Origin of the sequence: Rhodopseudomonas sp. B29 (assembly GCF_000333455.1) — a bacterium.
Classification (GTDB): domain Bacteria; phylum Pseudomonadota; class Alphaproteobacteria; order Rhizobiales; family Xanthobacteraceae; genus Rhodopseudomonas.
This window is the reverse complement of sequence record NZ_BADD01000760.1, coordinates 1-10,579: the sequence shown is the minus strand read 5'-3', so window position 1 is coordinate 10,579 and position 10,579 is coordinate 1. Positions and strand designations below refer to the sequence as shown.

At 65.1% G+C, this 10,579-nt stretch carries 10 protein-coding genes; 7 read left to right on the top strand and 3 right to left on the bottom strand.

The genetic code is table 11. The annotated features are described in order from the left end of the window. Window positions 1–518 (bottom strand): AMP-binding protein (locus tag I5M_RS27390; protein ID WP_022724318.1); only part of this gene is annotated, 518 nt, incomplete at its 3' end. Between the two features lie 239 nt (window positions 519–757). Between I5M_RS27390 and I5M_RS27385 the strand changes: the two genes are divergently transcribed. The 6 genes from I5M_RS27385 (at window position 758) to I5M_RS27360 (ending at window position 4,417) form a co-directional block, all read left to right on the top strand. Further along, on the top strand, window positions 758–1,960 hold the full coding sequence (locus I5M_RS27385) for a late embryogenesis abundant protein (RefSeq protein WP_022724317.1): 1,203 nt from the start codon (window positions 758–760) through the stop codon (window positions 1,958–1,960). Between the two features lie 14 nt (window positions 1,961–1,974). Beyond that, window positions 1,975–2,610, top strand: coding sequence for a hypothetical protein (locus I5M_RS27380; RefSeq protein ID WP_022724316.1), 636 nt, complete (start codon window positions 1,975–1,977; stop codon window positions 2,608–2,610). Then, window positions 2,594–2,989: a phage holin family protein gene (locus I5M_RS27375; RefSeq protein ID WP_031337787.1), complete on the top strand. Its 396-nt coding sequence runs from the start codon at window positions 2,594–2,596 to the stop codon at window positions 2,987–2,989. Before I5M_RS27380 ends, I5M_RS27375 begins: the two co-directional genes overlap by 17 nt. Window positions 2,990–3,009: 20 nt before the next feature. After that, window positions 3,010–3,723 (top strand): hypothetical protein, encoded by a 714-nt coding sequence (locus I5M_RS27370; RefSeq protein WP_244432110.1) that lies wholly within the window; start codon window positions 3,010–3,012, stop codon window positions 3,721–3,723. Window positions 3,724–3,725: 2 nt separating this feature from the next. After that, on the top strand, window positions 3,726–3,893 hold the full coding sequence (locus I5M_RS32970; RefSeq protein ID WP_022724313.1) for a hypothetical protein: 168 nt from the start codon (window positions 3,726–3,728) through the stop codon (window positions 3,891–3,893). 158 nt (window positions 3,894–4,051) lie between these two features. Then, window positions 4,052–4,417 carry a hypothetical protein gene (locus I5M_RS27360; protein ID WP_031337786.1) on the top strand — a complete coding sequence of 122 codons (366 nt, stop codon included), beginning with the start codon at window positions 4,052–4,054 and terminating at the stop codon, window positions 4,415–4,417. Window positions 4,418–4,691: 274 nt separating this feature from the next. Here I5M_RS27360 and I5M_RS27355 read toward each other — a convergent pair whose 3' ends face one another. Together I5M_RS27355 and I5M_RS27350 are read right to left on the bottom strand one after the other, a co-directional pair. Beyond that, window positions 4,692–5,618 (bottom strand): response regulator transcription factor, encoded by a 927-nt coding sequence (locus tag I5M_RS27355; protein ID WP_022724311.1) that lies wholly within the window; start codon window positions 5,616–5,618, stop codon window positions 4,692–4,694. After that, window positions 5,608–8,976 (bottom strand): ATP-binding protein, encoded by a 3,369-nt coding sequence (locus I5M_RS27350; RefSeq protein ID WP_022724310.1) that lies wholly within the window; start codon window positions 8,974–8,976, stop codon window positions 5,608–5,610. Before I5M_RS27350 ends, I5M_RS27355 begins: the two co-directional genes overlap by 11 nt. Before the next feature lie 256 nt (window positions 8,977–9,232). Between I5M_RS27350 and urtA the strand changes: the two genes are divergently transcribed. Then, window positions 9,233–10,492, top strand: a complete 1,260-nt coding sequence (urtA, locus tag I5M_RS27345; RefSeq protein WP_031337785.1) for an urea ABC transporter substrate-binding protein — start codon at window positions 9,233–9,235, stop codon at window positions 10,490–10,492. The last annotated feature ends 87 nt before the right edge of the window (window positions 10,493–10,579 follow it).

Below are 10,579 nucleotides of genomic sequence, written 5' to 3'. Positions count from 1 at the left end.
CGCCGACCGGGGCGGTGTGAATGATGACGAAGCCGTCGGCCCGCTGCAACATCGACCGCCTGAATGGCTCGTCCGAGGGGAGATCGGCAAAAGCCCGTGAACGGGCCGGAAGCGTCGCCGATCACGTAGCTCTTTTCCACGCTACCGAGGCCGGGCAGCAAATCCTGCACCAGCGCGCGATATTCCTCGCTGACGATCAGCAACTTGGGTGCACCGTCGCCCAGTACGAAGCCGATCTCGTCGGCATTCAGGCGATAGTTCACCGGCAGCAGGATGGCGCCGACCAGCGCCACGGCGCCGATCAGGTCGACCATCTCGGGGCAGTTTTGCGACAGAATCGCAACTCGGTCACCCCGCTGCACGCCGCTGTGCTGCAATCCTGCAGCCAGACGTTCGATCCGGGCCAGATAATCGCCATGGCTGACGGCAGCGCCATCGAACGCGAAGGCTGGCTGCGCCGGAAACAGCGCCGCATTGCGGCGATAGACATCGGCCAGTGTGAAGTCGTGCAGGCCCATCGATCCCCCCATTTTTGTTCTGGAGCGCCCGGGCGCTCAGCTGCTTTGTAGCCAACATCCCGGCCGGACGGAAAGCGCCGATCGGCCGCAATGCCGCTAGCAGGCGGTTACCATTCGCTCAAATGACACGACCTTCCGCTTTGACAGCGCTGCGACAAACACCCATGTGGTGAAGCACTTGCCTCCTGGAACATAGTCGTTCGGATCGAGTTGGAGGCTGACAACCACTGGAGGCAGTAATGGCGCAGGACACCCGTACCCTGGACGAGATCCGGCGCGATGCCGAGCGCGCACGAGCTGGACTGACCGAGACCGTCGGCGAATTGCGAGCCACGGTGACCGAGACCGCGAGCGATCTGCGCCAGCGGATTTCACCCCAGCACATCAGCGCGGAAGTGAGCAGCTATATGAAGACCCGCGGCGAAGAGCTCGTCGAGACCGTGACGAATGCCATCCAGCGCAATCCGGTCCAAGCCGTCGCCGTCGGCGCCACGCTGGCCTATCCGCTGCTGAAGATCGTTCGTGCCATTCCGGCGCCGGTGCTGATGGTCGGCGCTGGGCTATATCTGGCCGGCAGCAAGCGTGGTCAGGATCTGACGCAGCGCGCGTCGGATGCCGCCGTGGAGTTCGCCGACGAAGCGGCTCGCCGAGCGCGTCGGTTCGGCGCCGATGCGGCGGATGCCACTGCCGCCGCGAAAGAATACGCGTCCGGCGCCATGCAGGCGGCGCGCGACGAAGTCAGCACGCGTGCCGATCAATTCCGCGAAGCGGCGTCGCACAGCGCTGCCGATCTGCGTCAGCAAGGCGAGCAGCTCAGCCGCACCGTGGCCGCAGGCTCGGATGATCTGCGCCGCCGTGCCGGAGCTGCGGGCGAGGCGTTGGCCACCCAGGCGGATGAGACGGGCGCCCAAGGCGCCGGTCTCGCCAGCGCTGCGGTCGACGCCGTGCGTGACACGGCGTCATCGCTCCGCGACAGCGCCGCCGAAACGGCTGCCCGGCTGCGCGACCGCATCTCGGATACGACGGATGCCAGCCTCGAGGCCGCGGCGCGGATGCGCGACCGCGCCACCGAACTCGGCGGCCGGGCGCAGCAGACCGCGACCCGCACGGTCAGCGAACACCCGCTGCTCGTTGCAGGTGCCGGTCTGCTTGTCGGTGCCCTCATTGCCAGTGCCATTCCGCGGCTGCGCATCGAGCGCGACACCATGGGTCGCGCCAGCCGGCGTGTCCGCGAGCGCGCCGAGGAAGCCGTTGCGCAGGGCGCCGAGCTCGCCAAGCAGCGCGTCCGCGCGGCTTACGAGAACGCCGCGCAGGCGGCCGAAGAACAAGGGCTGACTCCCGATACGATGGCGGAAAATGTCCGCGACATCGGTCAGCGCGCACGCAAGGTGGCCGAGGCTGCCAGTTCATCGTTTGAGACGCCTTCGCAGCAGAAGCATTGACCGGGAGAACCAGGATGGCTGAGCAGACAATCAAGAACTCGGGCAATGCAGGCAACGGAGGTGGCCGTCAGCAGCCGCCCAAGACGCTGAAGCAGCAGACCGAGGAAGTTACTGCGCAGGCGCGAGATGCCGGCCGGGAGGCCAAGGATCGCGCCGCCGGTCTGGCGCAGTCGTCGGTCGAGGCCGCGCGCGCCAAGGCGGAGGAATTCGCCGAAACCGCTCGTGAATACGTCAGCGAGGCCGGCGAAGCGTTTACCGACACGATCCGCCAGGGTGCTTCGCGGCAGAAGGAGGCCGGTGCCAGCTACGTGGGTGGCATCGCCGAGGCGATGCGCCGCGCGTCGCGCGAGTTCGATCAAGACCTGCCGATCGCCGGCGTTTACATGCGCAAGGCCGCGTCACGCATCGACGATATCTCCGACACCATTCAGCAGGGCGACGTTTCGACGCTGGTCGGCGGCATGCAGGACTTCGCGCGGCGGCAGCCGACCGCGTTTCTCGGTCTCGCCGTGCTGGCCGGCTTTGGCGTGATGCGCTTCCTCAAGAGTTCGGCCGACGGAGCGGGGTCGTCCTACTACGATGCTGCGGCCGACACGTCGAGCCAGGCGGCGGGCGACAACAGGGATGCGCGCGATGAGTCTACCAAATAGCAACCGCTCGATCTCCGACCTGGTCGGGGACGCGTTTTCGCAATTCGCCAAGCTGATCAGCAACGAATTCGAGCTGGCGCGCGCCGAGATGGCCGACAAGTTCGGCCAGATCGGCCGTGCGGCGGCGATGATGGGCGCGGGCGCGGTTCTGCTGATCCCGGGCCTGATCATGTTGCTGCTCGCGCTGGCCGCTTGGTTCGTCCAGCTCGGGCTGTCGCAGCCGCTAGCCTATCTGATCGTCGGCGCTGCATCGGTCGGTGTCGCCGGGGCCCTGATCGGCATCGGCGTGAGCCGGATGTCGCCGGAAGCGCTGAAGCCGCAGGTAACGATCGACCAACTGCAACGCGACAAGGCCGCGGCCAAGGAGATGGTGGGATGACTTCGTTCGAACGCAAGACGATGCGGTTTCTCGACGACCTCGGCAGCGCCGTACAGCGCAATCCGGTCTCGACCGCCCTCATTGGCATGGGCCTGGTCTGGCTGTTTGCAGGCAGCGGCGTGCGCAAGGGCGCGTCGAACCTGGCAAACAAAGCTGGTCTCGATCGCCTTCCTGACGCCGCTGCCGATATGATGGCGGCGGGCCGGTCATCCGTCCAGGATGGTCTGAGCCTTGCCGGCGAGCGGCTGTCGTCGCTGACGGATCACATCCCCGGCGCGAACGCTGCGGCTGATGCGGCCCGCGCCGTTCGCGACAGCGGTGCGAACGCAATGGACCGCGCCACCGAATTCGGCCGCTCGCTGCCGGACACCGGCGCCGAGGTTTACAGCAATGCGCGCGATCGGATCGGCCAGATATTCGATCAGCAGCCACTGCTGCTCGGGGCCCTCGGTCTCGCGATCGGTGCCGGCATAGCCGCGTCGCTGCCCTCGACCGAGATCGAGTCGGAGTGGTTCGGCGAGACCAGCGATGAGCTGAAGGCGCAGGCTCGTGACTTTGCCCGCCGCGAAACCGAGCACGCCCAGCAGGTGATTCAGTCGGCGGCCCAGGCGGCCGCCGAAGAAGCCGAGCGCCAGGGCCTGACACCCGAAGGGCTCATGTCGGCCGCCAGCAATGTCGGTGACAAGGCCAAGAAGGTCGTGGAAGCTGCCGAAGACGGCATCAGGTTGGAGTAGTCATGGCAGCGTCTGAAAACGACAACGACGACACGCCCGACCGTCCCGGCGGCGCGATGCAGAGCGGCACCGACAAGCCGTGGAAGAAGCCCGGCGAAGTGTCGCAGACCGGCGGCAAGCCTCCGGCCAAGCCGGACCTCGAGAAGTGGCAGGAGTCGAACACGCATTGATTTCGAGCCGCCATCGATTGGAAGCTTCGGTCCGCGAAGGACCGGAGCTTTTTATTTGGCTCGTGCAGCCGCACCGGCGCAGTGCAGCGAAGCAAGTCGTTGCCCAAGGCCCGACTCACTGCCTAACATCGCCGCGGCAGTCTCGACGGAGCGATCCGATGCAGCGAACGAAGTCTACGAGATGGACGGTGCTGTTCGGAGTCGGGTTGGCGGCTGCAGCCGGCACGGCCCGGGCCGTTGATCGCGGCCAGTTCGCCGACGTGCCCCAGGCTACGCGAGACTGGTTCAAACGGCAGATCAGTCCGGCGGGAGTGCCGTGCTGCGACATCGCCGACGGGCATCGTACGCAATACGATATTCGCAATGGTGCCTATTGGGTGCCGATCGACGGCGTGTGGTGGGAAGTCCCGGAGAAAGCCATCATCCGCGGCGCCGGCAATCCGGTCGGCGAGGCCGTGGTCTGGTACGTCTACCACGGCGGCACCATCGTGATCAGCTGTTTCGTCCCGGCCGACGAGTCGTAGTACTTATCCACGAGCACTGAATAACCTCTCCCCGCGCGCGGGGAGAGGTCGGCCCGGCAGAGCGAAGCGAAGCCGGGCCGGGTGAGGGGGCGCCTCCGCGAGTTCAATCGCATCTTGGTTGATCTACGCGGAGATGAGTAGTTCGCACTCGGCCTTGCGGAAACGCCCCCTCATCCCACCCTTCTCCCCGCGCGCGGGGAGAAGGAGCGTGCTGTTCTTGCGGCTACGCACAATCCAACATGCAAGCAATGGATTGGCTGACGTCGATTCCTAACTAATCCCGCCTCGATGCATTCGCCGCGATCGCTGCCGCTGCCGTGCGGTTTTCGACGCCGAGCTTGGCGTAGATCTGCTCGAGATGCTTGTCGACGGTGCGCGGGCTGAGGCCGAGGATCTGGGCGATGTCGCGGTTGGTCTTGCCCTTGGCGAGCCAGGCCAGCACTTCGCTCTCGCGGCTGGTGAGGCCGAACTCCGCCGCGAATTCCTTGGGCGATTCCGCCGCACTGTCGCGCGCCAGCCGTAGCAGGAATTCGTTGGGCCCGAGCTTGCCCATGTATTGCAGCCGCAGTTCGTCGTTGCGCAGCGACTGCGTCTTCATCGGCGTCTTGGGCTGGGCAAGGCCGGAATGCACCTGCTCGAGCCAGTCGAGCCACGGTTTCGGCAGGTCGAGCCGCATGCCCTCGCCGGACGGATCGTCGGCGGCGAGCAGCTTCTGCGCCTGCGGCGTCGCCCACAGCACCTTGCCGTGGCGATCGACCGCGAGCAGGAAGCGGCCAGAGACGTCGAGCGCCGCGCGGGCGCTCTGGCTGACGCGGGCGTTGTTCAGATGCACGCGGATGCGCGCCAGCATCTCGACGATCGCGATCGGCTTGCCGACATAGTCGACGCCGCCGGCCTCCAGCCCGCGCACGATGTGCTCGGTCTCGGCCAGCCCGGTCATGAAGATCACCGGCACGTCGCTGAGCCCCGGGATACGCTTCAGCCGCCGGCAGGTCTCGAAGCCGTCCATTCCGGGCATCACCGCATCGAGCAGGATCATGTCGGGCGTGATCTGCTCGACGATGCGCATCGCCGCGGCGCCGTCGAGCGCGACCATCACCGTCATTCCGGCGCCGTCGAGCGCGTCGGTCAGCATCCGCAGCGTCTCCGGCGAGTCGTCGACGACGAGCACGATGTCGCGCTTCTTCAGGTCAGTGTTCATGGCGATACAAAGCGTTGAGCGTCTTCATGTACTGATCGAGATCGAACGCCTCGACCAGAGAGCGTAGTTGCGCCACGAAGGCTGCGGACTCGGGATAATCGGTGGTGATCTGGTCGAGCTTGGACTCGATGCCGCGGATGTAGCCGATCTTGCCGAGTTCGAGCAATTCCTCGACGTGCTGCATCGGCGGGCTGTGCAGTTCGCCGGCCGAACCGTTGGCCGTGGTGGCCTCGCTCTTGTGGATCCAGTCAATTCTGAGCAACTGTCCGATCAGTTCGAGTAGCCGCGGGATATCGACCGGCTTCATCAGATAGCCGTCGTGAAAAGGCTGCGCCAGCGGCGCGCCGTGGGACTCGATGGCGCTGGCCGACAGCATCAGGATGCGGGCGTGATGATGGCCGTTCGTGCGCAGCGTTTCGGCGACGGTCCAGCCGTCCATGCCGGGCATGGAAATATCCAGCAAGAACAGATCGGGCTGACAGTGCTCGGCGAGGTCGACGCAGGCATGGCCATCGGTCGCGCTGAGCACGATGAAGCCGAGCGGTGACAGCACCTCCTGCAGCAGATCGCGCTGCGCCGGATCGTCGTCGGTGACCAGGATCGTCTTGCGCGCGCCGTGATAACCCTGGATCGGCGCGCGGATGGTCCGCGTGCGCGTCGGGTTGGTGACTTCGGAGAGCAGCAGCTTGACCTTGAAGGTCGAGCCCTGGCCGGGCGTCGATTTCACCGTGAGGTCGCCGCCCATCACGCCCGAGAGCAGCTTGCTGATGGTTAGGCCGAGTCCCGTGCCGGTGTGCGGCTGTGACACGCCGAGCGCGCCTCGCTCGAACGGCGCGAAGATGCGTTCGAGATCGTCCGGCAGAATGCCGGGGCCGGTGTCGCGGACTTCGAGTTCGGCGACCGGGTTGCGATAGTGCACGATGAACTGCACGCTGCCGCTTTGCGTGAACTTGATGGCGTTGGACAACAGGTTGATCAGCACCTGGCGCAGCCGCTTCTCGTCCGCATAGACCACCGGCGGCAGATATTGCGGCCGCTTGAACACGAAATCGACGTCCTTGGCGGCGGCCTGCAGCCGGAACATGCCGACGAGCTGATCGAGGAATTCGCCGAAGCGGACCTCGTCGCGCGATAGATACAGCCGGCCGGCCTCGATCTTGGAGATGTCGAGCAGCCCGTCGATCAGTCCCGACAGATGATCCGCGCTCCGCCGCATCAGCCGGATCTGATCGCGCGGCCGGGCCGGCAGGCTGTTGTCCTGTTCGAGCAGCTGCGCATAGCCGCTGATGGCGTTGAGCGGCGAGCGCAGCTCGTGGCTGAGGCCGACGACGTAGCGGCTTTTGGCCAGATTGGCGGATTCGGCGACCTCCTTGGCGCGCTGCAGTTCCGCGTCGGTCTGACGGTGGGCGTCGATCTCCTGCATCAGCAGCACGGTCTGGCGCCGCGTTTCGGCTTCGGCTGCCTGTCGGCTCTGCCGCGCCAGCACGAACAGCCAGCTCACCACGCCGATGATGATGGTGAGCGCGAAGAACAGCTTCCAGAGAATCTCGGCAAGCTCGATCTGCCTGGCGTCGGGCCCGCTCGAGGCCTGCAGATAGATCATCGTCAGCAGCAGGGCGATCAGGCCGGAGGAGACGACGAACACCGACAGATAGTGGCCGACTTGCGAGTTGATGAGCGCATAGAGGCGCGGCGGCAGCACCTTGCCGAGCGTCTCGGTGAGCTGCGCATCGATCCGCGCGTGCGGTTTGCACAGATCGTGGCAGCGGGCGTCGAGCGAACAGCACAAGGAGCAGATCGGCCCCGAATAGGCCGGACAGGCCGCCATGTCTTCCGGCTCGAAACTATGCTCGCAGATGCAGCACTTGATCGCCGGCATGCCCTGCCAGGAGCGTTTCGGCTTGCGGGCGATGTAGAACTTGCCCCCCGTCGCCCAGGCGATCGCAGGCGCCGCGGCGAACGCGGCGAGCAGCGCGACGAACGGCGACAGCGCCTTGGCGACCGGGCCGAACACGCCGTAGAAAGCGGTGATCGACAGCACGGTCGCGATGGTCATCGAGCCGACGCCGACCGGGTTGATGTCGTAGAGATGCGCCCGCTTGAATTCCATATGGCGCGGCCGCAATCCGAGCGGACGGTTGACGACGAGGTCGGACACCAGCGCGCCCACCCAGGCGATCGCGATGTTGGAATACAGCGCCAGCGTATGCTCCAGCGCCTTGTAGACGCCGATCTCCATCAACAGCAGCGCCACCAGCACGTTGAACACAAGCCACACCACGCGGCCGGGATGGCTGTGCGTCAGCCGCGAGAAGAAATTCGACCATGCGATCGAACCCGCATAGGCGTTGGTGACGTTGATCTTGATCTGCGACAGCACCACGAAGGCGCCGGTCAGCGCCAGCGCCAGTCCCGGCTGCGACAGCACGTAGCGGAACGCCTCGCGATACATGTGCGCCGGCTCGGCGGCATTCTCCGGCGCGACGCCGTGGCTGAGCGCGAAGTAAGCCAAAAACGAGCCCGCGAGCAGCTTGATGGCGCCGGGCACGATCCATCCCGGACCCGCCGAGACCATCGCCGCCCACCATGTGAACTGCGAGCTGCGGCGGTCGCGCGGCAGGAACCGCAGGAAGTCGACCTGTTCGCCGATCTGCGCCACCAGCGCGAACACCACCGAGGCCGCCGTCCCGAACAGCAGCAGATCGAGCTTGCCGTCCGGGCTGCCGTGCTGGCCCGCAAAGGTCGTCCATTGGGCGAAGGACTCAGGGTTCTTCACCGCTATGGCCGCGAAAGGAAGAATGTGCAGCAGGATCCAGAACGGCTGGGTCCAGAGCTGGAACCGGCTGATCAGCGTGATGCCGTAGGTCACCAGCGGAATGATCACGACCGCGCTGAACAGATAGCCGATCGGCATCGGCAGGCCGAAGCACAGTTCCAGCGCATTGGCGAGGATCACCGCTTCGATGGCGAAAAAGATGAAGGTGAACGAGGCGTAGATCAGCGAGGTGATGGTCGAGCCGATATAGCCGAAGCCGGCGCCGCGGGTCAGCAGATCGATGTCGACGCCGCAGCGCGCGGCGTGATAGGCGATCGGCAGCCCGCAACAGAAGATGATCACGCTGACCACCAGGATGGCCGCGGTGGCGTTGGTCACGCCGTAGTTCAGCGTGATGGTGCCGCCGATCGCTTCCAGCGCCAGGAACGAGATCGCGCCCAGCGCCGTGTTGGCGACGCGGGAGGCGGACCACCGGCGCGCACTCTTGGCCGTGAAGCGCAGCGCGTAGTCTTCCAGCGTCTGGTTGGCGACCCACTGATTGTACTGACGCCGAACGCGGTCGATACGCTGCCGCCCCGCCACACGTTTCTCCTCGTCGTACGCGCCACGCTAGCGCGCCTTGCGCGCCGGCATTGCCACTTTTCAGGTCACGCGAAGCGCATTTTGGCGGCCTCGCGCAATTTGTTTGCGCACTCTGCCCGTTCGAGTGCGTACGTAAACCTACGTCGCGGTCTTGCGATGCAACATACGCAATCTTGCGTATCGGACCAGCGCCCAATTTCGCGGATCGTTCTGGCGACTGCACACGCGTCCACGAACGAACCACGAAGGGGTAGCTATGTCAGACGATAACAAGCAGGGACTGCATTCGCCATTCCGGCGCAAACTGCTGATGGGAATGGCCGCCATTCCGGCCCTCACGATGTTGCCGCGAGCGTCGTTCGCCCAGGCACCGGCGACCTCCGCGGTGAACACCACCGGCCTTGCCGTCACCGATACGGAAGTCACCGTCGGCATTCTCCACTCGGCCACCGGCACGATGGCGATCTCGGAAACCGGTTCGATTGAAGCCGAGAAGCTCGCGATTGCGCAGATCAACGAGGCTGGCGGCGTGCTCGGCCGCAAGATCAAGATCATCCAGGAAGACGGCGCTTCGGATTGGCCGACCTTCGCCGAAAAGGCCAAGAAGCTGCTGGTCAACGACAAGGTCGCGGCGATCATGGGCTGCTGGACCTCGGCGTCGCGCAAGGCGGTGCTGCCGGTGCTCGAGCAGTACAACGGCATGCTTTACTACCCGACCTTCTATGAAGGCCTCGAGCAGTCCAAGAACGTCATCTACACCGGCCAGGAAGCCACCCAGCAGATTCTCGCGGGCCTGAACTGGATCGCCAAAGAAAAGAACGCCAAGAGCTTCTTCTTCATCGGCTCCGACTACATCTGGCCGCGCACCTCGAACAAGATCGCCCGTAAGCACGTCGAGAATGTTCTCAAGGGCAAGGTCGTCGGCGAAGAGTACTATCCGCTCGGCAACACCCAGTTCAACTCGGTTATCAACAAGATCAAGCTGACCAAGCCCGACGTGATCTTCACCGACGTCGTCGGCGGCTCCAACGTGGCCTTCTACAAGCAGCTCAAGGCGGCAGGCATCGACCTGTCGAAGCAAGCGCTCCTGACGATCTCGGTCACCGAGGACGAAATCGACGGCATTGGCGGCGAGAACATCGCCGGCGCCTACGCCTGCATGAAGTACTTCCAGTCGCTCAAGAACCCGAACAACGAGAAGTTCGTGCCCGCATTCCACAAGATGTGGGGCGAGAAGACGGTGATCGGAGACGTCACCCAGGCTGCCTATCTCGGCCCGTGGCTGTGGAAGTTGACCGCCGAGAAGGCCGGTTCGTTCGACATCGACAAGATCGCCGAAGCGTCCCCGGGGATCGAATTCAAGGGCGCGCCCGAAGGTTACGTCCGCATCCATCCGAACCACCATCTGTGGTCGAAGACCCGCGTCGGCCGCGCCCGTCTGGATGGTCAGTTCGACGTGATCTACGAGACCGCCGATCTGGTCGAGCCGGATCCGTTCCCGAAGGGCTACCAGTAAGCGTAGCGCCGGCGCTCGCTTCACGAGGGGCGTCATGCGCGGGCTTTGACCGCGCATCCATCCACTTCGCAATAGATGGATCGCCGG